The sequence below is a fragment of the Psychrobacter sp. UBA6766 genome (assembly GCF_002453355.1).
Classification (GTDB): domain Bacteria; phylum Pseudomonadota; class Gammaproteobacteria; order Pseudomonadales; family Moraxellaceae; genus Psychrobacter.
Map to the genome: position 1 here is coordinate 59,015 of NZ_DKGQ01000040.1, position 23,604 is coordinate 82,618.

The window sequence follows — 23,604 nt, forward strand, 5'->3', positions numbered from 1 at the left end:
CTCCCTACTGAATATATCTGTCGTTATCGAATTATCGTTGTCGATTAGAATTGTCGAATTATCGTCAAATGATGGTTACAGCCGTCTGTCTTTATACTACATGCTAGACGGCGCAGACAAGCCTAATAAGCTCAAGCCATTGGCCAATACTTGACGCACGGCTTTAGACAGGCGTAAACGCGCTTGCATCATATCCATCTCATCTTGGCTTGGCGTCTCACCTGAGGTCAAACTGACCGGCAAGATGCGATTGCTATCGTACCAACCATGAAATAACGCGGCCAACTCTTTGAGATAGTTGGTTAAAATATGCGGCTCGTAGCCTGTCGCCGAGCGTAACAAGGTTGCAGGATAAGCTGCCAGCAATTTAATCAGCTCTTCTTCGCTTGGCGCAGTCAATAACGCCTGCTTCTCAGCACCGATGATATCGTTTACTTGCAGGCCACTGGTTTCTAGTTTTTCTAACACGCGGCAAACCCGTGCATGCGCATACTGAATATAGTAAACCAAATTGTCTTTGCTTTGCGATTTAGCCAACTCTAAGTCAAAATCAACATGTACTTCTGGTTTACGAGCGACATAGTAGAATCGTGCGGCGTCGTTACCGACTTCATGACGTAGCTCGCGTAAGGTGACAAATTTTCCCGAACGCGATGACATTTGCACTTTTTCACTGCCGCGCCACAAGGCAACAAACTGTACTAGCACCACATCAAGGCGGTCGGCATCGATACCAAGCGCCGTTAAAGCAGCTTTTACGCGCGGCACATAGCCATGATGGTCAGCGCCCCAAACGTTAATGACTTTATCAAAACCGCGATCAAATTTGTTTTTATGATAAGCGATATCAGAGGCAAAATAGGTGCTTTGACCATTGGCACGGCGCACGACGCGGTCTTTCTCATCGCCAAAATCAGTGGATTTAAACCAGATATTGCCGTCTTTTTCGTACAAATAGCCTTTTTCATCTAATATCTGCAAGACAGGTTCAATCTCGCTATCGATGGATCTTTCGCTAAACCAACACTCGTAACGCACACCAAAGTCGTTTAAGTCATCTTTGATATCCGCCAAAATACTGCTCAATGCGGCGTTTAAAAACAGCTCATAACCGTCACCAAGCAAAGCTTTGCTGTTAGCAATCAGACCGTCAATATGGGCTTCTTTATCGCCTGATAGCAGCACTTTTTCACCATCAGCATTTGTCTCAAACTGTGAATCTACTGGTACGTCTTTGGTAATGTCGGCAAAACTATGCACGTAGCTATCGCCATGCTGGGTTTTCAGGGTTTGCGCGATATCACTGACATAATCACCCTGATAACCGTTGACGGGGAATGTGACTGGCTCACCGTTGGTTTCTAAATAGCGCAAATAGGTACTGGTCGCTAAGATATCCATTTGACGGCCGGCATCATTGACATAATATTCACGCGTCACGTCATAACCAATGGCTTCGAGTAAGTTCGCCACACTCATGCCAAAGGCGGCACCGCGACCATGACCGACATGTAAGCTAGACGTTGGATTGGCAGAGACAAACTCAACTTGTACTTTTTGACCTTGAAACTGCTTACTCAAGCCAAAGCGTTCTTGCAGTTTAAAGATATCGTCTAACACCGCAAATTTGGCTTCGGTATTTAAAAATACATTGATAAATCCGGGGCCTGCAATTTCTACTTGGCGAATATTTTCATTGTCAGGCAAGGCGTTGACAATTTTTTCAGCCAGCTGGCGCGGATTGGCTTTCGCAGCTTTGGCAGCGGTTAGCGCGATATTGCTCGCAAAGTCACCATGACTGGTATCTTTTGTTCGCGTAATTTGGCTGTTGTTTTGCCAATCAGCCGGTAGCTCGCCGTCATTTTTTAGGACTTGAATGGCACTGTCAAACAGTGAGGCGAGCGTATCAATTTGGGCTTGTGACATAGGACTATAAACTCAGATAAATGAACAAAAAAATTGGTGGGACATTAAATAATACGAAAAGATAGGTAACCTATAAATATAACAACCTTTAGCTACTATTGCACTATTTGAACCAAAAATAGCGATGAAAGTGCTGCTATTATACTAGATGAGCACTACTTATAATATGCTGGTAATTATAGGCGGCAAATAAGCCTATGTTTAGATTGATTGTAGCGTTACTGTTGCCTGACGTTAGTGAAACATTTATAGCGACCTAATTCCGCGTTATAATAAAAACACTAATCGATTGCTCTATCCATAAACTATTATTTAATTTATGAAAACCATAAAAACAAACCACAGAAAATATGTCACTTTACAATTTTATTTATAGGAAAAACCATGTTTGCTATTGCTGCTAGTACCGTCACCAGTTGGGGCATGTATATTTTATTACCCATCTTTATTGCTTTCTTATTTTTTATTATCTGGGACTTATCAAAACGCTCTGAAGCGGGTCGTGCAGGTACCTTTTGGATGTTCTTAGCATTAGGTGCTGGATTTATCGGTTTTATTCTTAAAGTTCTATTAGAAGTGGCCTTTGAAAAATGGTTTATCTAACCCAGCTTTGCTTAGTTTAATTACCGCTTTGTTTAATTACCGCTTATCTACCCCATAAGGTTGTTGAAACATACGGTCACTCTTATGGAATTCTAAAACGGTAATTTTTACAACAGTCGTTATTTTTTTGCCATCAACGTCGCGCGCTTCGGCGCTGGGTAGCCTTCAATGGTTTTGCTGACGTCATTAGGGTCTAAGAAATCTGCCAATGAATGATAAGTCATCCAATCGGTTTTGCGCTGCTCAGCAGTTGAGGTGACGGCAACATCGACGCAGCGTACTTCGGCAAATCCTGCTTTTTCTAGCCAGCCCGTCAGTGCCGCGACCGATGGTAAGAAATATACATTATTCATCTGGGCATAGCGGTCGTGTGGCACAAGGACGGTATTGGCATCACCATCAATAACCAAAGTTTCAAGCACAAGCTCACCACCTTTGACCAACTGACCTTTAAGCTGTTGCAAATGCTCAAATGGCGATTGTCGGTGATAAAGTACGCCCATACTAAATACCGTATCAAATAGCTGACTGTGCTCAGGCAAAGCTTCGAGTGGTACCGGAATATAGTGGGTACGATAGCTATCAGCATCACCAACGAAGTGTCGAATCGCCATAAACTGATGATAGAACAGGCATGATGGGTCAATAATAATAACCGTATCTGCCCCCGCGCCTGCCATCCGCCAACCGTGATAACCAGAGCCACCGCCCACATCCAATACCCTGCGACCTTTTAGGTTTCCTAAATGCGGCGCCACTCGTTGCCATTTCCAATCACTATGCCATTCGGTATCGATTTTTATGCTGGACTTGTCATTGCCAATCTGACCACCAATTTGAAAGGGTCCTTTTCGCCACGGCATGAGTTGCTTTAATAATGCTAAGGTTTGTTTACGCTCAGAGTCACTTAAATTGGCGGCAATCGTCAATACATCACTGTCCAAATCCACCTTATCAGCCGCTACTGTTGGCAAACGTGCTACTGATGCCTGGTAAGCGGGCGCGTGGGCGTAATTGGCTTTATCTTTAATATCATTTAGCCATGTCGGTAACTGCGTCAGCCATTCGTAAGCGCTCGGCTGCTGCTGCGCTAATTTTAATAAGGTTAAATACAGTTCACGTTCAGCATTGATGATGGTGTCGTTAAGCATAAAAACAGATTGCCATGTTGGTTAGAAAATAGGATAAAGTTTTATATTACAAGTCTAGCGGTTATTTCTATCGCGTTTAAATATTATGTAAAGGCCACAATAGAAACAAAGTTTAAAAACTGAAACCACGTTAAATGACGCTGAAAACCGACATCGCTCAATCGTGCATGATGCTGATCTAAGGTATCAGTAATAAGGACGTTTTCGAGCGCATTTCGTTTGCCACTAATCTCCATCTCGGTATAGCCATTAGCACGTTTAAAGTCGTAATAACGCTCTACCAACCACGCGTCATATTGCTCATCAAAAGCGTGGGTCTTTTCGGTCAATACCAAAATACCACCGTCACTCAAAGCTGTATAAATTTTCTCTAACACCGCGATCCTATCAGCGGCTGGTAAAAACTGCAGCGTCAAATTTAAAATCACCATATCGCACGGTTCAATCTCGACATCACGAATATCGGCGGTGATGACCTCGATGTTATGCGTTGGATAATTCTCAGCCAATAAGGTTTTTGCTTTCGTAGTCATCGCTGGCGAGATATCAATCGCTTTAATTTGTAAATCTTGCGGTTCGAACTCGCCAGCCAGTGCCATACTTGCGCCACCAAGCGAGCAGCCCAAATCATAAATACGGCTCACACGCTGGCCATTCTCATCCTGCTGGCGGAATTTACAATGACGGCGCGCAAAGATAGGCAGCATCGCCAATACTTGACCGTAACCTGGCACACTGCGGCGAATCATATCGGGGAAACAGGCCACCACTTGCTCATCAAAAGAAAAACGCGCGGCTTTATCAAGTGGCGTGGTAAATAAAGTATCGTGTTTAACGGTGTCGTTAGTAAGGTTAGTAGGTTTATTTTGGCTCATGGGGCGGCTCATTTTTTGATGGTGGGACTTAAGTTTTGATAATAAGGTTTTGATGATAAATTTTCGCTGGTAAAGCTTTGATGAAAGCGTTTATCGCTAATCGCTTTTAAGACAGCTAAAGATAGCAAAAGCTCATTATAACATTACTGTTTGTTACTTATCGCGACCAACTGCCCTGCTAAGCTAAATAGGTAGTGCTAAGTGCAGTGCCGCATTGAAAGATGAAGACAGCATTGAAAGTTTACAATGTGGCAACCACATAAAGAACTTAGCTCATCTCTATAACAACAGCTATAATAATAGGAAAAATTATGCAAACCATTATCTTAGGCGGCGGCTGTTTTTGGTGCACCGAATCCGTATTCTTATCCGTAAAAGGCGTTCAGTCTGTCGTATCTGGCTACATGGGCGGTGAGGCTGTTTCTGCCAACTACGAAGCGGTCTGCGGCGGTGACACTGGACATGTTGAAGTGATCAAAGTTGAATTTGATGAATCTATTGTGCCGCTAGAAGTCGTGCTCGATGTCTTTTTTGCCACTCATGATCCCACCACAATGGATCGCCAAGGCAACGATGTTGGTAGTCAATATCGTAGCGTGGTTTTCTACACCGATGAAGCGCAAAAACCAACGGTAGACCGTACGATTAATAAGCTGCGCGATATGGGTATTAATGTAGTGACAGAAGTCCATCCAGCTATGGAATTCTATAAAGCTGAAGAAGCGCATCAAGATTTCTATAATCGCAACCCAGGACAGGCGTATTGCAACTTTTCTATCCCGCCAAAACTTGCCAAACTGCGTAAAGAGTTTAGCCAATATATGGTGAGCTAAACGATTACTATGATTTTTATATGCTATAAAGGCCAAGAGTTGAGTCGCTTGGCTTTTTTATTGCGTTTAACCGTATGATAGTGATAAACATTTAAAGTATAGATATGTTAGGAATAAAGGTATGGATTCTAAATTTTGGCAACAGCGCTGGCAAGAAGGCCGTATTGGCTTTCATCAACCTAACGTCAATCCTCAGCTAATTAAATATATCTCCAATCTGGCGTTGTCAATCGGTAGCCAAGTTTTAGTACCTTTATGCGGGAAATCGGTTGATATGGCATGGCTGGCGCACGAAGGCTATGACGTTGTCGGTATTGAGCTGGTTGAGACCGCCGTGCAAGCGTTTTTTTCTGAGCAGAATATTATCCCTACCATTGCTGAATTTACTAGCGCTACTGACAAATCCACGTTAAAACGCTATCAGGGTCAGCTTGCTGATCAAACCATTACCTTATGGGCGGCAGATATTTTCTCCCTAAATGCAACAGATATTGGCGATATTGATGCTGTTTATGATAGAGCCGCGTTGATTGCTTTACCAGCAGACATGCGTCAAAAATATAGCAAGCAAATACGTAAGCTTAGCCATAACGCCTCGCAACTATTGATGACGCTTACCTATGATCAAAGTAAAAAAGCCGGCCCACCTTTTTCTATTAGCCATAAAGACATTCAACAATATTATGGTACTCACTACCAGATTAAGGAGCTTGAAGGCGAGTCATCAACGCTAAATGCGGCATCTGAGATAGCGGTTACTGAGCATGTTTGGCTGTTGACTAAATAGTCTGAAAATATCGCCATTTAAAACCCTCTCCTAACCTCACGCGCGCGTCAGCTTATAGTAATTGAGTGCTTCGATACCTTTTCTTTACTATTGAGATTGGTTACTCTAAGTAAAATCGCTTTTTAATTGCTTTGCCTCACTTTTAATGACTATTTTGACGTTTATAGGATATTTTCATGCGCTTGACTCATTTGTCCACTTTGTCTTTGTTGACTGCCGCCATCGGTCTCAGCCTTGCTAGTACCGCTCAAGCTGCTAAACCCGACGCACCGAACTTGTCTAATGCTCAGTTTCAACAATGCTTGGACGGGTTAAAAAACTCTAGTAAATTTCGCGGCGTCGATAGCTATACTTTTAATAATTACCGCCCCTCTCAGCCTGATCCAAGTGTGATTCAGTCACTCAATTACCAACCTGAATTTCAAAAGGACGTTTGGGATTATCTGTCGTCACTGGTCGATAAAGAACGGGTTGAAGATGGTATTCGCGCTAAACACCAATGGGCTGATACATTGCGCCAAATTGAATCGCGCTATGGTGTCAAAGCCGAGCACGTACTTGGAGTGTGGGGCGTTGAGTCCAACTTTGGGCAAACATTAGGTAAAAAACCCCTATTTGAATCTTTAGCAACGCTGTCATGTTTTGATCGTCGTCAAAGCTATTTTCAAGGGGAATACGCCAATGCGCTAAAAATCGTCCAAAACGGTGATATTGCGCCCAGCGACATGACTGGTTCATGGGCAGGCGCATTTGGGCAGACGCAGTTTATGCCAAGCACCTTTTTGGAATTGGCTGTCGATTTCGATGGCGATGGTCGCCGCGATTTGGTCAATAGCGTGCCCGATGCACTGGCTTCGACTGCCAACTTTTTAGATAAGCGTGGCTATCGTACGGGCGAGCCTTGGGGTTATGAAGTCAAATTACCAAGTGGGTTTTGGGCAGCCTCTGATCGTAAAAACAAAAAATCCATCAGCCATTGGCGCAACCAAGGGCTGACCTTGGCGAACGGTAGTCCGTTACCTTCTAGTTTAAGTAGCGCTGGATTATTATTACCGGCAGGTAAAGATGGCCCGGCATTTTTGGTCGGCAAGAACTTTGATACGTTTTATTCCTATAATGCCTCAGAAAATTATGCGTTAGCTATTGCCCATTTATCAGACTTAATCGCGCGTGAAGACAGTAGCAAAACTGACTTTATCACGGCTTGGCCGACAGATGATCCTGGTATTAGTCGCCAGCAATCAAAAGATATTCAGCAGGCGCTATTGAATGCAGGCTACGATATCGGTGAAGTAGATGGCATCATTGGCGATAATACTCGAACGGCTATTCAGCAATATCAATCAAGCCACGGCATTTTCCCAGCGGATGGGCGCGCAGGACAGAAATTTTATCGCGCAATCGTGGGTAATGCGGTTCCTACGAACAACCCATATGGTCAACCGTCGAATAGCAAACCATTAAATCCTGCCCCTGCTGATCGAATGGGACAGCTCATTCAGCAGCAAACAAGTATGCCTAATAATTACTCCGCACAGCCAACTGCAAACCCATCAAGCTCTGGTAATACACGCTATCGCCGCGTTACTGACGCTGACGGTTCTGTGAAGCTTGTCCGTATTGATGAAGGCTCATAGCCTTATCACCCCTAAATAATGATTAAATAAAAGAAGCCACGTCATAGAAACGTGGCTTCTTTTTAAGTCTTTGGTTAACACTACATTTGAGCAACTAAGCTTGTTTGATAGCGGCAGTTATTTTTTGCATTTTAAATTAGACAATAGGAGGAGGATTTGGTTGGCCATTATCGCCATCCCAGTTCTCACGCGCTTTGTCATCCAAATCAGCAGGTGTTTTTGGCTTCCACTTGCCATTTTCTTTCCAAGTCGCATCGCCCCAGTCGGCATCTTCTTCTTTTCTGTCCAAATCTTTATAAGCTTGGGCAGGATCGATACCACGGCGCTTCATATCCGCGACTTGCTCTTCTAAAGTGTGAAACTGGTGCGCCTCATGCATCGCGTTTTCTAAGCCATTCAACTCGTTGGTCAAGTCATCATATTTTGAGTTACTCATTATTTACTCCCTAATTATTCAGTTTTATTATGTATTTATGCCCTTTATTATTACGGATATTGCATAAGTTCACAATCACCGAGACGTATGCTTTGTATTACAAAGGGTAAGCAACGCCTTTATAAAAGAAAAGTTTATAGATGAGGTTTTATAAATAGAAGAGATTTATGAATTGAGCTAATCGAGGCGTGAAGAGGATTGACTACTTACTTTGGAAGTATTTTTCGTCAATAAGCTTTTGGCATAAAAGGTCAGTTTCCAAAGCTCTTGGGAGACGCGCGTTCCATAGGTGGTTAGCTGGATCCAATTGGCTGCTACCAACTGGCACTGTAATTGGTTTAAGTCATCTTGAGAAATCTGACAGCGAGAAACGGCATGGACATTTGGCATGTCCTTTTTGATATCAAGCTCAGCTTTGGTGGCAATTAAGCGATTGATAGCGCTTTGTAGGCCATAATTGGAAAAAGTGGCTGGGATTTTGATCAAAGTGATTAATACCTCTTGCCACGACAATGTCATGGTCCGGGTGACATCGGTTAAATTGCCGCCTTCATAGGCTTGCGCTTTATATTGAATCTCAAAAGTGTCTGTTAGCACGATGGGTTTGCTGACGCTATCAGCAGTCAAATGTTTGAGAGTGTCAGCAGGCGCTTGGGCGAGCTTGATTATTTTATTAGTCGAAGCGTTATCAATACCAATAGATTCCTCAGAAAGACTTTTTTCAATGACAGTGACTCTATTCGCTTTCATCAGCTCGTCGCCAACCCTTACCCAACCATCGCCTACTTGATGATTGGCAACCATTTTATAATAGGCTTGAATAAGTAGCTGCTCAATATCGTTTTCTGTCTCATAATAATAAATTTTATCGGCTTTTTTGGTGACCATGTGGGTAAATTCTAGCAGTTGCCGACTAATATTGACCTCATTATGGTGAGTTTTAATCAATATCAGCAAGGGTTTAAGCTTGGCTTTGGCATTTAAATAGCTCAAGTGCATTTGACTAACGCCCGTATTTTGCGTCGTACCATAGCTATCACCGATAATCATCAAGGCATAATCACAAGCATCAATACACTGGCGACCATATAGCGACGCTTTGGGTAATTTGCTCGAAACATCATAGGTTAAAAATGCGCGAGCTTGAAAAAACATCGCAACACTGTCTAAAACCAACAGCTGATCGTTGTCAGCACATATGACGTGAATATGATAGCGACGGTTTGGCACAATCACCTCTAAGCTTGAGTAGCTATATAAATCAGAGTTCTATAAATCCACAGGAAAACCAATAAAATTAGGAACTAATTAATTCTGATGAGCAGATACTAGCCTAACATAATATTTCTACTATGCGTCCAATTTATTACTAATACCATTATTATCTTGCGGAATTATAACAGCAGTATCACCACTAAACCTTTAAGCAACTTCTGCTGAGTCTAATAAACAGGGTTAAGGATGAGAATAATACTGCAAAAGGCTCTGCTTACCGAGCAAACTTTGTATTAAAATGTGTAACTTCTCATCATATTTGGTCGCATAAAAGGTCAATGGCGGCGCAATACTTGTATTTTCTGCTCTATTCTCTTTTAAAGCCTTATCACCCTTCAAAGACTTATTATCCTTGAAAGTCTGACTGCTTAAAGCCTCACCACCTAAATCCTCAGCTGGCAAAGCCAATAAATGATCTACTAATAATAATTGTTTGACGCGCTCAGCAATTGCTTGTCCAGAATCGACAATTTGTATCGATAATTGCTGCTGGGCAATCTCTTGCGTTAAAAACGCTTTAAAAAAGGGATAATGCGTGCAACCTAGAACCAACTGATCTACGCTATCTTGCGCAAATACCTGTAATTGCTCACGTAAATCCTGAGCAGTTTTACTATCTTCCGGCATTCCCGACTCTACCCAAGGAACCAAGTTTGGGTCAAAGTATTTGGTTACCTTCGTTGCTTTAGGACTGGCAATATGGTTAATAACGTCATTAAGCAGCGTACCGTTTAAAGTCGCCTTTGTTGCCAATACTGCCACATGACCACTTTTACTGGCCAATACCGCAGGCTTCAACGCTGGCACCAAACCAACAATAGGCAACTGCGGATAATATTGTCTGGCGGTCTCTAAAGCATACGCTGAGGCACTATTGCAAGCGATAACGATCAGCTTGCAGCCTTGTCGATATAACCACTCTACTGCTATTAGTGTTAACGCTTTAATATCTTCACTATCGCGATTTCCATACGGCACATGCAAGGTATCTGCATAATAAACATAACGTTCATGCGGTAATTGCTGAGCTAAATGCAAATAGACCGACAAGCCGCCAACGCCTGAATCAAACAAGCCGATTGGCGCATTGCGATCCTTTTTAGTCACCTTCTCTATCACGTGATTATTTGATTGAAGCTTTCTAAAATTATCATCAATAAATGTCGTTGAGTGCGTGTTAAGCCTATCGAGGATAGTATGTTCAGGCGCTGCTTTTACAGCAATCTTCATGGTTATCTTACCGCCGTTTTCATATAGGAGTTAAATATTGTTAGATACTAAATATTGTTTATTTTTAAGCAGATGGCATCGATAATGAGTAAGAGTTGCCACCACTTTGCAGCGTTAGTATCGTCTCACCATTTTGCTCTGTCAACTCACCAATTTCGGTTAAGTGATAAAAAGTATTTCGTCCAATTAATGCCTTTAAGCCATTTCTCACCATCATATAAGGACGGATTTGGGTATTCTCTTCTGTGCTTTCATTTACTTTTGTGCTTTCATGATCGTCAGGGCTTTTAATCGTATAAGCGCGTAACTGAATAGGATGCTCATCATCTAAACGTACCACATCGCCCGTGGTGGTGGTAAATTCTAGCCAGCACTTACCGGCTTCATGAACGATGCCGACATCATTAATCAGTAATGGCGCATCTTCTACTTGAATGCGCAGCTTTTGCACAGGTGTCTTTAGAAAATACGCAACCGAGCCATTATTTTCCTCCTTCCATAAAATAGTAGCAAATAAGCGCACCAATGACTCTCGGGTCATATGACTGCCTTCGTGCCACCATTCACCGTTGGCTTTAATCGTCAAATCCATATCTGCTACTTGCTCAGGGTGCCAATTCTCAAGAGGCGGTATGACGCGGCCTTCACGTTTGCTTGCAGCCGACTTAAAATATTGGCTTAAGGCATTCATACTATTTAGCTTGGACACCTTATCAGTTGGGGTTTCTGAGCTATTTTTATTAATGGCATCATCGCTTTTATTCTTATCATTCATCATAAAATCCTTTATTTAGTAATCAAAGTTTGGCAAATCTATTATTACCATAAATTTTTGTTTCGGGTATGATGAAAGCCTATCGTCATTGTACTCCCGCTATTTGAATTTTACCTTAACATTGATACCCAGAAATGCGTATCGTGTTTGTAGGACTTTTCTTTTATAATGAGTAACGATTATTTATTTGAAATGGTTCAGTGGGTGTTGAATTAACGACACATTTTACGTTATGGGTTGATAGGTTTTGGAAAACATCTTTAACCTTAACGTCGTCAATTGATGCCGCAAAGACAGTTTTTATCGGGCAGCCATATGTCTGAGTAACGTTAGCGCCGCAAGCCTTATTATTCAATTGTTAAGCTAATGATGCCCTGGGATAAGCCACTACAAGTTTAGGAGTAGGTATGCAAGAGCAAGACAATCAAAAGCCTGTCGTTGATAACGACACTGTTAACAATGACGCGCCCATCGTGGATAGCGATACCGTAAATACTGATGCAGCCGTAGCAGAAGTAGAAACGGCAGATGCATCACAAGAAGCAGAAGAAGTCGCAGCTACTGAAGAAGCCTCTGAAGTTGAAGCGGCAGAAGTTGCCGTCGAACCAGTAGTAGAACCAGTAGTAGAACCAGTAGTAGAGCCTGAAGCTGCCGAGCCTGAAATCGAACGTGAATCAATGGAATTCGATGTCATTATCGTTGGCGGTGGTCCTGCCGGGCTGTCAGCAGCCATTCGTCTGCGTCAGCTTGCTATTGCAGCGGGCAACGATGAATTTATGGTTTGCGTGGTCGAAAAAGGTTCTGAGTTTGGTGCTCATACGTTATCTGGCGCGGTTATGGAAACACGCGCTTTGGATGAGCTGATACCTGATTGGAAAGAAAAAGGTGCGCCACTAAACGTTCCTGCCATTGAAGACCGCGTTTATATGCTGGGTTCTGCAACCAAGGCCACCAAACTTCCTGATTCTATCGTGCCTGCTAGTATGCACAATGAAGGCAACTATATTGTCTCACTAGGCAACGTCGTTCGCTGGTTGGCAGAACAAGCGGAAGAGTTAGAAGTCATGATGTTCCCAGGCTTCGCAGCCGATGACATCTTATATAACGATGACGGTTCGGTAAGAGGCATTTTAACGGGCGACATGGGCGTAGCTGCCGATGGTGAAGCCAAGCCTAGCTTTGAGCCAGGGTATGAGCTACTTGGTAAATATACCATCTTTGCTGAAGGCTGCCGTGGTCATTTAGGCAAGCGTTTAATCAGCCGTTTTGATCTTGATAAAGACTCCGATCCTCAGCATTACGGCATTGGTATTAAAGAGCTTTGGGAAGTCACACCAGAAAAACATGAACAAGGCGTGGTGATGCATGGTTCAGGTTGGCCATTGACTGACACAGGCTCTTCTGGTGGTTGGTGGTTATACTTCGATGAAAACAACCAAGTAAGCTTCGGAATGGTCATCGATTTATCGTACTCAAACCCTTATATGTCACCGTTTGATGAAGTGCAGCGCTTAAAACTGCATCCCCTCATTCGTAACATCTTAGAAGGGGGCAAACGCCTGTCTTATGGCGCTCGTGCTTTGACTAAAGGCGGCTTAAACTCTTTACCAAAATTCACTTTCCCAGGTGGCGTTTTGGTCGGTGATGACGCTGGCTTCTTAAATCCTGCCAAAATCAAAGGCACGCATACTTCAATGAAATCGGGAATGCTAGCTGCTGAGGCAATTTTTGAGGCGCTACAAGCTGGTCGTGAGTATGATGACGTGGTCGCTTATAGCACTATGTATAAAGAATCTTGGTTGTATCAAGATAACTACGAAGCGCGTAACTTTGCACCAGCCATGCACCGTATGGGACAATGGATGGGCGGCGCCTTTAACTTTATCGAGCAAAATTTGCTCGGCGGCAAGATGCCACTGACCATTCATGACAATCAGTATGATTACGATCAGCTTGAGACCGCAAAACACGCCTATCAGCCCACCTATCCTAAGCCGGATGGTAAACTGACATTTGATAAATTGTCATCGGTCTTTATCTCGAACACTAACCATGCTGAAGATCAGCCAACGCATCTAAAACTGACCGATCCAACAGTTCCTGTCTCCGTCAATTTACCATTGTATGCTGAGCCTGCGCGTCTGTATTGCCCCGCTGGCGTTTATGAATTGGTAAAAGATGCCGAAGGTGCTAAGTTTGTTATCAATGCGCAAAACTGCGTCCATTGTAAAACCTGTGACATCAAAGACCCATCACAAAACATCACTTGGGTGACGCCAGAAGGTGGCGGTGGTCCTAACTATCCAAACATGTAAACCCTGTTCGTAATAAATATTACTTAATAAAAAACCGCTCTTAATGCTAAGGGCGGTTTTTTTATGCTTGTAGTTTTAATAGCTCAATTCTTAATTTATCTCTAAAGACTAATCGGTCCAAGCATCACGGTTGGCTTCGTCTTTTAGTTTCACAAAGTCATCTGGGTCAAACTTAATTTGATCGCCCGTTTTGCCTTCTTTAACTTGTCGCTCATAATCACGCAAGATGCGTAGGGCGACAGGCGATAAAATTAAAATAGCCACTAAGTTGACGAGTGCCATCAGACCCATGGATAAGTCAGCAAAGTTCCAAATAGCAGGGAGGCTTGCGATAGCACCAACAAATACCATTCCCAAAACCATAAAGCGGAAAATCATAATCATCACTTTGGCGTTTCTTTCACCAGAGATAAATTCAAGATTGGACTCACCATAACTGTAGTTGGCAATAATGGAGGTAAATGAGAAGAAGAAAATCGCAACCGCGACGAAAATAACGCCCATATCACCCACATACTGTGACAGTGCTAACTGCGTTAATTGAATCCCTTCCTGTTCGACATTTGGGTCGACGACGCCTGAGAGAATAATAATGGCAGCCGTTGCCGTACAAATAACCAGCGTATCTATAAAGACACCGAGCATTTGCATAAAACCTTGCACCGCTGGATGATCGGGATGGCTTTTTGCCGTTGCTGCTGCATTGGGCGCTGAACCCATACCGGCTTCGTTCGAAAACAGACCGCGTTTGATACCATTAATCATTGCCTGCGCAATACCATAACCAATAACGCCGCCTGCCGCTTGCTCAAAACCAAATGCCGATTTTACAATCAAAGCAACCGCTGCTGGGAATTCGCTAAAATTCGTCACAATAATATAAAGTGCCAACAAGATATAAAGTATCGCCATGACGGGCACAATCTTACCAGCGATACGCGCAACCGAACGCAAACCACCAAATACGACTGGCGCAGCCAATACCACCAGCACCAATCCTGTCATCCACGTTGGCACCCCAAAGGCTTCATTGGTCGCTTGGGCGATAGTATTTGACTGAACGCCATTAAATGCCAAACCAAACGCCACCAGCAAACAAAGTGAGAAAAATATCGCTAGCCAGCGCTTTCCCAAACCCTTTTCGATATAGTAAGCGGGACCACCGCGGTAAACATTGTCTTTATGCGGCACTTTATAAGCTTGCGCTAAGGTAGACTCGATGAAGCTGGTCGACATACCGACTATCGCCGTCATCCACATCCAAAATACCGCGCCTGGTCCCCCAAGATAAATAGCAATTGCAACCCCTGCCAGATTACCCGTACCGACACGCGCTGCTAAGGAAGTCATCAACGCCTCAAATGAGCTGATACCGCCCTCTTTACGACCTTGATTTGACACTCGTAATAACTGCCACATATGACCGAAGTGACGAAACTGAATAAAACGCGTAGCAACGGTAAAATATAGACCGGCACCGATTAGCACAAACATCAGTAGTCCATACCACGGATTGCTTGCAATCAACCAATCATTATTCCCCCATATAATACTAACACCGTAATCAACGATGTTATTAAACCAACCTGCTATGCCTTCGTTCATACAAACTCCTCACTTACGCTTTATAAATTTTGCTTATTTTTTATATAAAAATGTCTATAACCAATCAAAACAGTCTCAAAATTAACTAAAAACATTCCTGAAAAAGTTACCGTGGGCATTCTATAGTGTTTAAGGCGTGTCTGACTATCACATCTGGTTATCATCTCAAGATGTTCATTTCTGAAATAAATGTAACTTGCCCTTTAACTGCTATAGAATGAAGAATGTAACAAATGAGAAGCATTTTTTAGACATTTATCGTACGATTACAATAACGTCGTCGCTCGCTACTTAATAAAACTGCTAGATCTTTTTGATGACATTAACTGTTTTATGATGGATGAACAAAAATGATGGGTTATTTGAAACCAAGTTTTTAATAAAAACAGTTTTTAATAACGACATTTTTTCAACACGATAGACTGAATTTTATAGACATTAGCGTTCGGTTGATATTGGTTTATTGGCATGAATGGCTATCGTATTAAAAACTTTAAGACTCTTGTCAGGAAGACGGGATCGTAAAAAGACAGCGGATTGTTGACCTTCATGATTTTACCTCGATAAATCCCCTCTTTTCTGCAAAGCACCCTTAAACCTAGAAGTAATAAGCATTCGTTATCTCTTCGTTTTATGAGACCAGTTTTTAACGAAACCGATTTTAATAACTCGATTTATAGGTAAGTCATTTTGCACCAGATTTTTAAATGGTTCGCTTTTAGGTCTTTGGTTTTGATAATTTTTGATGGCATGAGGCTGTAAATACCTCTTTTTAACTTTGTTTGTTCATCATAAATAGCTAAAGCCTCTTTCATTTGTGCGTATTTTTTCAGCCAAGCTGTTGAGTCATTTTGTATTAGCTGTCTATAAGATGGTTTTTTGTAGACATAACTTCGCTTGGAGCGATAGACAATAATCACTCATTAGGCTCAAATCAAACATGATGTTTTTAGGTAAGACAAAAGGAGTTGTCCTATGGAAAACCACAACGATCCATCCGGTTATTGGCGTGCCAATGTCCGTCTCATTTTAGGTAGCCTCGTTATCTGGGCCCTATGTTCTTACGGTTTCGGTATTTTATTTCGTCCATTATTAACAGGCATTCGAATAGGTGGAACTGACCTAGGATTTTGGTTCGCTCAACAAGGATCCATTGGTGTATTTATCATTTTAATCTTCTTCTACGCGTGGCGTATGAATAAGTTAGATAAACAATATGGTGTAGACGAGGAATAGTCCTATGAGTCAATTTGCGATTAATATTATTTTTGTAGGCCTATCTTTCGCTTTATATTTCGGTATTGCGTGGTGGGCACGTGCAGGTTCAACCAGTGAATTCTATGTTGCTGGTGGCGGTGTGCATCCGGTAGTGAACGGTATGGCAACGGCTGCTGACTGGATGAGTGCGGCGTCATTTATCTCCATGGCAGGTATTATTGCCACCGGTGGTTATGCCGCATCCACTTACTTAATGGGGTGGACGGGGGGTTATGTTCTACTGGCCATGCTGCTCGCGCCTTACCTGCGTAAATTTGGTAAGTTCACGGTTCCTGATTTTATTGGGGACCGTTTTTATTCCAAAACCGCTGCTATGATTGCGGTGGTTTGTTTGATTATTGCGTCGACCACTTACGTTATCGGTCAGATGACGGGAGCTGGAGTTGCGTTTTCCCGCTTCTTAGAAGTGGATAACACTACAGGTCTGATTATCGCGGCGGTTGTCGTGTTCTTCTACGCCGTCCTGGGCGGTATGAAAGGGATTACCTACACGCAGGTTGCGCAGTATGTGGTTTTAATGATTGCTTATACGATTCCTGCAGTCTTTATTTCACTGGAATTGACGGGCAATCCGATTCCTGGTCTTGGTTTGTTCTCAAACCATATCGAAGCTGGTATTCCTATCTTAGCCAAGCTTGATCAAATCGTTGTAGATTTAGGCTTTACCGCTTATACGGCTGACGTACCAAACAAGCTAAATATGGTGTTATTTACTTTATCACTGATGATTGGTACCGCAGGTTTACCTCACGTTATTATTCGCTTTTTCACGGTTCCTAAAGTTGCGGATGCACGCTGGACTGCTGGTTGGACATTGGTATTTATTTCTCTACTATACTTTACGGCACCAGCTGTTGGCGCAATGGCACGCTTAAACCTAATCGATACCATCTATCCACAAGGTGTTGAAGAGCCTGCTATCGAATATGATCAACGTCCAGACTGGATGAGAACTTGGGAAGACACTGGCCTCATTAAATATAACGATTTAAATAACGATGGTCGCATTCAGTTATATGCTGATAGTGGACTTGGCGCCGCTGAGCTTGCATTGGCTGCCGCTACCACTGACGGCGGTGATGTTGCAGCAGCAACCGCGGCTGTAGAAGAGGCAAAAGCTGAGCATGCTTTAGAGCGTGATGGCATCTTCGTCGATAGAGGCTGGGAAGGTAATGAGCTAGACGTCAACGCGGATATCCTAGTATTGGCTAACCCAGAAATTGCGCGTCTACCAGGTTGGGTTATTGGTCTTATCGCCGCCGGTGGTTTGGCAGCAGCGCTATCAACAGCGGCTGGCTTATTACTTGCCATCTCATCAGCAATCAGTCATGACTTGATCAAAAGAAACATCAATCCGAACATTACCGATGCAGGCGAACTAAAAGTCGCTCGTATCACGATGGCGATTGCGATCGTTGTTGCGACTTGGCTTGGTATTAATCCACCTGGATTTGCCGCCCAGGTAGTGGCTCTAGCCTTTGGTATCGCAGGTGCGTCACTGTTCCCTGCCCTGATGATGGGAATTTTCTCTAAGCGTATTAACAACCTTGGCGCTATCGCTGGTATGTTAACGGGTTTGGTTAGTATCTTGGTTTATATCTTTCTCTTCAAAGGCTGGTTCTTTATCAGTGGGACAGCAAGCTTCCCTGATACTGAAGAGTACTGGTTGTTCGGCATCTCGCCATTATCATTTGGCGCAATTGGTGCCCTGCTGAACTTTATCGTTGCATTCATAGTCTCTTATGCAACGACACCACCACCGGCCCATATCCAGGAATTGGTTGAAAGTGTTCGTTCGCCACGTGGAGCTGGCGGCGCAATCGATCACTAATCTAGACGATATTGTGTGTTATTCTTTGTCATATAATCACTCACTGGCAGCAGCTGCTTGTGAGTGATTTTTTTATATCAGGCTTATTGTAAGCTGGTTCGTTATAAATTGGTTTTAAATGCGCTGATAGCGTTAAGGAAAAATCTTATGCTTTTTGAGTTTATTGCGACCATAGCTGCTGGATTTGGTATGGCTGGGATAGCATTGATCATTACCCATCTCAGCAAACTGGTTGGAAAAAAAGCACCAAGGTGGTTGATTCCACTGTTTGGTGCTATCGGTATTTTTGGCTTTCAAATACAACAAGAATACAGCTGGTTCGAACAACAGACCTCACAACTTCCTAAAGGCGTGCATGTGGTTAAAAAAGTTGAACAGCGCACTTGGTTTCGTCCATGGTCCTATATTAAGCCACAAACATTTCGCTTTATGGCAGCTGACAGCGGGCACGCTCGCGCTAACGCCGATAATCCAGATATTTACTTGGTTAATTTATATTTATTTGAAAGACGTAGAAGTGTTCAGCAAGTACCACAAGTTATTGATTGCGCTGCACCCGCCCGCGCAGATTATGTGTTGCAAGAAAAAAATAGTAGATTGAGCATTGATGAACACATTAAAGAAACAACTACATGGCGACCACTAGAAAAAGATGATCCTTTATATACCAATGTTTGTATCAACAAAAATTAAGAATAATATGAGTAAGCAGTTTGACTGAAACCGTATTGAAGACATGGTATTAAAAATATGGCATTAAAAATATTATTTTTCTAATTCAACTAATAACGTCCCTGAACCCTTGTATAATTATGCTTTGAGTTTGCTCCTAATAATAGGCCGGCGCACAGACCACCGAAATGCGCCGCGAATGAGATGCCTTGCTGCGGCATCAAACCTTGCTTAATGGTCAGCCAATAGCCTGTGCCCATCACAATACAAGCAAGCAGATAACCCCAACGCCGCGCAAATACTGCCCCACCTATCATATAGCCAAGCATTGCAAAACAAAGCCCCGACGCCCCAATATGAATCGACAACGGCGAACCGATGACCCACGTCACCAATCCTGACGCTACGATAAGTTTTAGCACTGTACGATAAGCATTACTTTCAAAAAGACCAAATAAGAATAAAATTTGCAATAGTGTCAACGTATTGCCCAGTAAATGAGGAAAGTTGCCATGCATCGTCCATGATGCAAAGACACCAATCATACTGCCGATATCTAATGCCCGTGGCACAATACCAAAAACATTCCACAGACCAAAAAGCACAGTGTCGTTAAGAAAAAACATGCCCCACATAGGAATAAGTACAATCGCGTATAAGCCGATGACTTGCTTAATCCTTTGCAATATCAAAGTCGTTAGTTGTTGCCATTTCATTTTACTTTTTACCTTTTAAACCTCTTCATTTCATTAAAGCTATATTACTGACTTACAGAAAACAGGGGGCTTTCTACAGGTTTAAACGATAATAATGAAGCGTCTTTGTCAGCGGTCAATACACTTTTAGCATGCAGCAGTGAGGTTGAATGGTAAGGGACTAAAGCGGTCGGCATAAAATTACGCGCAGCATCGATATGCTTGACCGAATCATCAAAGAAAATATGCGGCGCAAATGTTTTTAGTACTGAAGTTTTTTCAAGTCCGCCTAAAAAAAACGCCATATCGAGATTGACGTCCCAGTCGCGTAGCGTTTTGATAGCGCGTAAGTCAGCAGGGGCATTACGCGCAGTGACCAAGGCAATTTTCATAGGAGAAGAGTGCAAATGAGCAGGTAGACGCTCCTGCATTTTTGCCAGTTTAATCAACAGCTCTGCATAAGGACCCTTCTCTATAGGCAAGTCACGCATTTTGGCTTCACGCTCATGGAAAGCTTGCAACCCTTTTTGCTTATAAAGCAGCTCACCCGAGTCATCAAATAATACCGCATCACCATCAAACGCGATACGCAGCTGCTGCGTATCTAGCTCATAGGTGTTTATCGGGGTAGAATCTAGTATCGCACACGCACAAATATTGGCATCTGCAACTTGCTGAGCATCCTCACGATTGGTGGTCAAAAATAAATCAACATTAAAATCTTTAATATAGGGCGCTACAGGGCTTCCGGAGATAAATGCCGAGCGAGAAATGGTTAAGCCGTGTTCACGAATCGCATTGAGCACTTGTATTCCCGTATCAGGGCTACTTTTTGACACGATGACCACTTCAACCAGCGGCGTTTCAATACCTGAGTTTTGCTTCCCACTATCCTGACAATAATTATTTAAGTTCAATAAAGCTTTGATAAGTGGATATCCGGCGCCGATATCGAGTGGGTCGTTTTCACGTTCAGCCATATAATCTCGAAACACTTTAATCGCGTCGCTAGGCCGCTGCTGCAATAACGCTGTCAGATGATTCTCAGATTCTGACAAGTCAAATAAAGCGGTCGCTGATATCGCAACGATTAAGGTGTTAGTAAAATCTACTGCCATAGCTTTCTCTACTTAATTTTCTATAAGAATATATGGTATGCATTCTACTATATCCATCATTATTTATAATGATGAGAACCGTTATGTTAACGTCATTACTGTAATAGTATTTATCATATCTTCAAAACTTAAATTCATAAAAAAGCCATATCGTCATTACGACAATATGGCTATAAATCTAAAAACAATGTTACTTTTACGATTGTGAGCAGCTTATCCCCCAATAATACAGCGGCAATTGAACCCTTTGATCTAGTTCAACAGCACCAAAGATATGGCAGGGAAGGCAACTAAAATAACCAAGCGTACCAAGTCGGAGACAATAAACGGTGTTACCCCCTTAAACATATCTGACAGCTTAATATGCGGTGCCATTGCCTTAATCACAAAAATATTCATCCCCATCGGCGGTGTAATCAAACCAAGCTCTACCGTTAATACCGCAATAATACCAAACCAAACTGGATCAAACCCTAAGGCCAAAATAATGGGATACACCACAGGAATCGTAATCACCAGCATTGCTAGCGCATCCATAAACAGTCCTAGCAAGAAATACATGATTAAAATACAAATCAGTACCACCATTGGGCTTACCGCCAAGGTGCCAATCCAGCTTGCTAAACTATAAGATAAACGCGAGACTGAAATAAAATATCCTAACGCTTCTGCACCCAGTAGCATAAAGAATACGACGGCAGATAATGCCAGCGTCTCAATCAGCGATTGCTTCAGCCCTGTCATGCGCATACCTTTGGCAAAGGCATAAGCCCATGACACAAAGGCACCAACTGCTGCCCCTTCTGTTGGCGTAAATAATCCAAAGAAGATACCAGCAATAATTACAATGAAAATAAAGCTAAAAGGAATCAGTCCGGTCAAAGAGATGAGCTTATCTTTCCAGGACGTGGACTCACCGCGTCGTGCTAAATGCGGCTTCCAGCGCACCATAATCATAACGGTGATCGAATACATCACCATCCCTAACATTCCTGGTAAGAAACCCGCGATAAACATGTCGCCAACCGACTGCTGGGTTAAGATGGCATAAACCAGTAAAGCAATACTGGGTGGAATCATAATCCCCAAAGTACCACCAGCTGCTAAAATACCGCAAGCAAAGCCTGGCTGATAACCGTACTTCTCCATTTGCGGCAAGGCGACTTTAGTCATGGTAGAAGCAGTAGCCAATGATGACCCTGAGATAGAGGCAAAGATGCCAGACGAGCCAATTCCTGCGATTCCTAGGCTACCTCTGACTCCACCAAATATCGTTCGCGTCGCTTCAAACAGTTTGCCCGCCATTCCTGAATGGGTAGCGAAGACGCCCATCAATATAAATAACGGAATAGCACTAAAATCATACTTAGCTAAGACGTCGACTGGTAAGTCTTTGAGCATTTGCACAGCGCCAATAGGTGCCGTCACTGCGCCAAAACCTACCAAACCCACGCCAAGCATTGCCAAAGCCACTGGAACTCGTAGGACGACAAGCAGAATCATGACGATTAAGCCAATGGCGCCAATAATTTCTGGACTCATGCGCCTGTCTCCTCAGCGTCAAAGAACTGGCCTGTTTTAAATATATTGATGGATTCAATCAATGAGCGAATAGCGAGTAGGATACTTAAGAAGGCACTAATAGCATAAATAGGCATCATAGACAGTCTGAGATCTTGGGTTACTTTGCCGTACTGTAGAGCGTCAAAAGCGCTGTCGTAAAGACCCCATGCAAACACGATTCCGATAACAAAGAACCCCATCATAAAGACGCCCATCATGTAGCCTTTAATAGCTTGAGGCATCTTTTGGGTAAAGACGTCGACGATGATTTGGGAGCGTTCAACAAAAGCGGCAAAGGCGGCCAGTAATGCAAAAAGCATAAAATAAGAGACTATCTCCACGCTACCTTTCACCGTAAATCCAAATTCACCGCCGGTAAGTTTGAAAATATAACGAGCAGTGACATCAAGCATGGTTGTCAGAACGATAATGATAAGACTAACGCCACCAATAAACTGGCATAGCCTAGAAATAAAGGTACTAATTTTCACTAAAAATGCCATGTGACACCTCCCATAAGTTAGACCTTACAGGCTGCACTGGCGGCTTTAGCTTTTTTATAAACACCATCTGCGTCTAAACCTAAGGCTTTAACATCAGCAAGATATTTATTGGTACCTTTCTCAAGCGGTCCTTTCCAGTTAGGATCATTCAGTGGATCAGGGATGTCGATGATTTTATCGCCTTTATCTTTAGCTGCCTGAATTGCCATTTGGTCATGCTTATCAAATACTTCACCCACTTTATTAGCAAGCGCCATTCCTGAGTTTTTATCCAGAACTTGCTTTAAATCATCTGGTAGACTGTTATATTTGTCCTTATTCATAGTAACCATAAGCGCTGAACTATAAAAAGGGATACTAGTATGATATTTCGTTATTTCATCAATCTTAAAGGCGGTGACTGCTTCCCAAGGAAAACTTAGCCCATCAACAACGCCGCGCTGTAAAGAAGTATACATATCATTAGCAGGAAGCCCTACAGGCGAAGCACCAGCAC

21 protein-coding genes are annotated in these 23,604 nt (G+C 42.9%); 8 read left to right on the forward strand and 13 right to left on the reverse strand.

All coding sequences use genetic code 11. From position 1 onward, the window contains the following. Positions 1–96: 96 nt before the first annotated feature. Positions 97–1,926 carry an arginine--tRNA ligase gene (argS, locus tag B4K26_RS09070; RefSeq protein WP_296244976.1) on the reverse strand — a complete coding sequence of 610 codons (1,830 nt, stop codon included), beginning with the start codon at positions 1,924–1,926 and terminating at the stop codon, positions 97–99. Positions 1,927–2,310: 384 nt separating this feature from the next. On the opposite strand from argS, the gene B4K26_RS09075 reads away from it, so the two are divergent. Next, positions 2,311–2,529, forward strand: a complete 219-nt coding sequence (locus B4K26_RS09075) for a DUF2788 domain-containing protein (RefSeq protein WP_296244977.1) — start codon at positions 2,311–2,313, stop codon at positions 2,527–2,529. Positions 2,530–2,648: 119 nt separating this feature from the next. On the opposite strand, the gene cmoB is transcribed toward B4K26_RS09075, so the two are convergent. After that, entirely contained in the window at positions 2,649–3,680 is a 1,032-nt protein-coding gene (gene cmoB / locus B4K26_RS09080) for a tRNA 5-methoxyuridine(34)/uridine 5-oxyacetic acid(34) synthase CmoB (protein WP_296244978.1), read from the reverse strand. A gap of 83 nt (positions 3,681–3,763) precedes the next feature. Beyond that, complete coding sequence (cmoA, locus tag B4K26_RS09085) at positions 3,764–4,567, reverse strand: carboxy-S-adenosyl-L-methionine synthase CmoA (protein ID WP_296244979.1); 804 nt, start codon at positions 4,565–4,567, stop codon at positions 3,764–3,766. 299 nt (positions 4,568–4,866) lie between these two features. On the opposite strand from cmoA, the gene msrA reads away from it, so the two are divergent. From msrA to B4K26_RS09100, 3 genes are all read left to right on the forward strand, one after another. Next, positions 4,867–5,388: a peptide-methionine (S)-S-oxide reductase MsrA gene (gene msrA / locus B4K26_RS09090; RefSeq protein WP_296244980.1), complete on the forward strand. Its 522-nt coding sequence runs from the start codon at positions 4,867–4,869 to the stop codon at positions 5,386–5,388. Positions 5,389–5,509: 121 nt separating this feature from the next. Then, positions 5,510–6,175 carry a thiopurine S-methyltransferase gene (gene tmpT, locus B4K26_RS09095; RefSeq protein ID WP_296244981.1) on the forward strand — a complete coding sequence of 222 codons (666 nt, stop codon included), beginning with the start codon at positions 5,510–5,512 and terminating at the stop codon, positions 6,173–6,175. Between the two features lie 176 nt (positions 6,176–6,351). Then, on the forward strand, positions 6,352–7,812 hold the full coding sequence (locus B4K26_RS09100) for a lytic murein transglycosylase (protein WP_296244982.1): 1,461 nt from the start codon (positions 6,352–6,354) through the stop codon (positions 7,810–7,812). A 136-nt stretch (positions 7,813–7,948) separates the two neighbouring features. Here B4K26_RS09100 and B4K26_RS09105 read toward each other — a convergent pair whose 3' ends face one another. The 4 genes from B4K26_RS09105 to B4K26_RS09120 form a co-directional block, all read right to left on the reverse strand. After that, a complete protein-coding gene (locus B4K26_RS09105) occupies positions 7,949–8,248 on the reverse strand; it encodes a hypothetical protein (RefSeq protein WP_296244985.1) in 300 nt (99 codons plus the stop codon). A gap of 177 nt (positions 8,249–8,425) precedes the next feature. After that, positions 8,426–9,484 carry a DUF4062 domain-containing protein gene (locus tag B4K26_RS09110; protein ID WP_409521377.1) on the reverse strand — a complete coding sequence of 353 codons (1,059 nt, stop codon included), beginning with the start codon at positions 9,482–9,484 and terminating at the stop codon, positions 8,426–8,428. 219 nt (positions 9,485–9,703) lie between these two features. After that, positions 9,704–10,753: a glutamate racemase gene (murI, locus tag B4K26_RS09115; RefSeq protein ID WP_296244989.1), complete on the reverse strand. Its 1,050-nt coding sequence runs from the start codon at positions 10,751–10,753 to the stop codon at positions 9,704–9,706. A gap of 64 nt (positions 10,754–10,817) precedes the next feature. Then, entirely contained in the window at positions 10,818–11,528 is a 711-nt protein-coding gene (locus B4K26_RS09120) for a DUF1285 domain-containing protein (protein ID WP_409521379.1), read from the reverse strand. Positions 11,529–11,935: 407 nt separating this feature from the next. Between B4K26_RS09120 and B4K26_RS09125 the strand changes: the two genes are divergently transcribed. Beyond that, positions 11,936–13,843, forward strand: coding sequence for an electron transfer flavoprotein-ubiquinone oxidoreductase (locus tag B4K26_RS09125; protein WP_409521378.1), 1,908 nt, complete (start codon positions 11,936–11,938; stop codon positions 13,841–13,843). A 108-nt stretch (positions 13,844–13,951) separates the two neighbouring features. Here the strand turns inward: B4K26_RS09125 and B4K26_RS09130 are convergent, their stop codons facing one another. Further along, positions 13,952–15,448 carry an alanine/glycine:cation symporter family protein gene (locus B4K26_RS09130; RefSeq protein ID WP_296244992.1) on the reverse strand — a complete coding sequence of 499 codons (1,497 nt, stop codon included), beginning with the start codon at positions 15,446–15,448 and terminating at the stop codon, positions 13,952–13,954. Positions 15,449–16,423: 975 nt separating this feature from the next. Between B4K26_RS09130 and B4K26_RS09135 the strand changes: the two genes are divergently transcribed. The 3 genes from B4K26_RS09135 to B4K26_RS09145 all read left to right on the forward strand — a co-directional run bounded on the left by B4K26_RS09135 (position 16,424) and on the right by B4K26_RS09145 (position 19,250). Next, on the forward strand, positions 16,424–16,684 hold the full coding sequence (locus B4K26_RS09135) for a DUF4212 domain-containing protein (RefSeq protein ID WP_296238612.1): 261 nt from the start codon (positions 16,424–16,426) through the stop codon (positions 16,682–16,684). A gap of 4 nt (positions 16,685–16,688) precedes the next feature. Continuing rightward, on the forward strand, positions 16,689–18,557 hold the full coding sequence (locus B4K26_RS09140; protein WP_296244994.1) for a sodium:solute symporter family protein: 1,869 nt from the start codon (positions 16,689–16,691) through the stop codon (positions 18,555–18,557). A gap of 147 nt (positions 18,558–18,704) precedes the next feature. Continuing rightward, positions 18,705–19,250 (forward strand): hypothetical protein, encoded by a 546-nt coding sequence (locus B4K26_RS09145; protein WP_296244996.1) that lies wholly within the window; start codon positions 18,705–18,707, stop codon positions 19,248–19,250. A gap of 89 nt (positions 19,251–19,339) precedes the next feature. Here B4K26_RS09145 and B4K26_RS09150 read toward each other — a convergent pair whose 3' ends face one another. From B4K26_RS09150 to dctP, 5 genes are all read right to left on the reverse strand, one after another. After that, complete coding sequence (locus B4K26_RS09150) at positions 19,340–19,945, reverse strand: rhomboid family intramembrane serine protease (RefSeq protein ID WP_296244998.1); 606 nt, start codon at positions 19,943–19,945, stop codon at positions 19,340–19,342. Between the two features lie 44 nt (positions 19,946–19,989). Next, positions 19,990–21,042, reverse strand: a complete 1,053-nt coding sequence (locus tag B4K26_RS09155) for a 5'-nucleotidase (protein ID WP_296244999.1) — start codon at positions 21,040–21,042, stop codon at positions 19,990–19,992. Between the two features lie 252 nt (positions 21,043–21,294). Continuing rightward, the gene (locus B4K26_RS09160) at positions 21,295–22,584 is read right to left on the reverse strand and encodes a TRAP transporter large permease (protein WP_296245001.1); all 1,290 of its coding nucleotides are present in this window, start codon (positions 22,582–22,584) and stop codon (positions 21,295–21,297) included. After that, positions 22,581–23,108, reverse strand: a complete 528-nt coding sequence (locus B4K26_RS09165) for a TRAP transporter small permease (RefSeq protein ID WP_296245003.1) — start codon at positions 23,106–23,108, stop codon at positions 22,581–22,583. Before B4K26_RS09165 ends, B4K26_RS09160 begins: the two co-directional genes overlap by 4 nt. A gap of 17 nt (positions 23,109–23,125) precedes the next feature. Then, positions 23,126–23,604: TRAP transporter substrate-binding protein DctP (gene dctP, locus B4K26_RS09170; RefSeq protein ID WP_296245004.1), on the reverse strand; the 479-nt coding region annotated here is incomplete at its 5' end.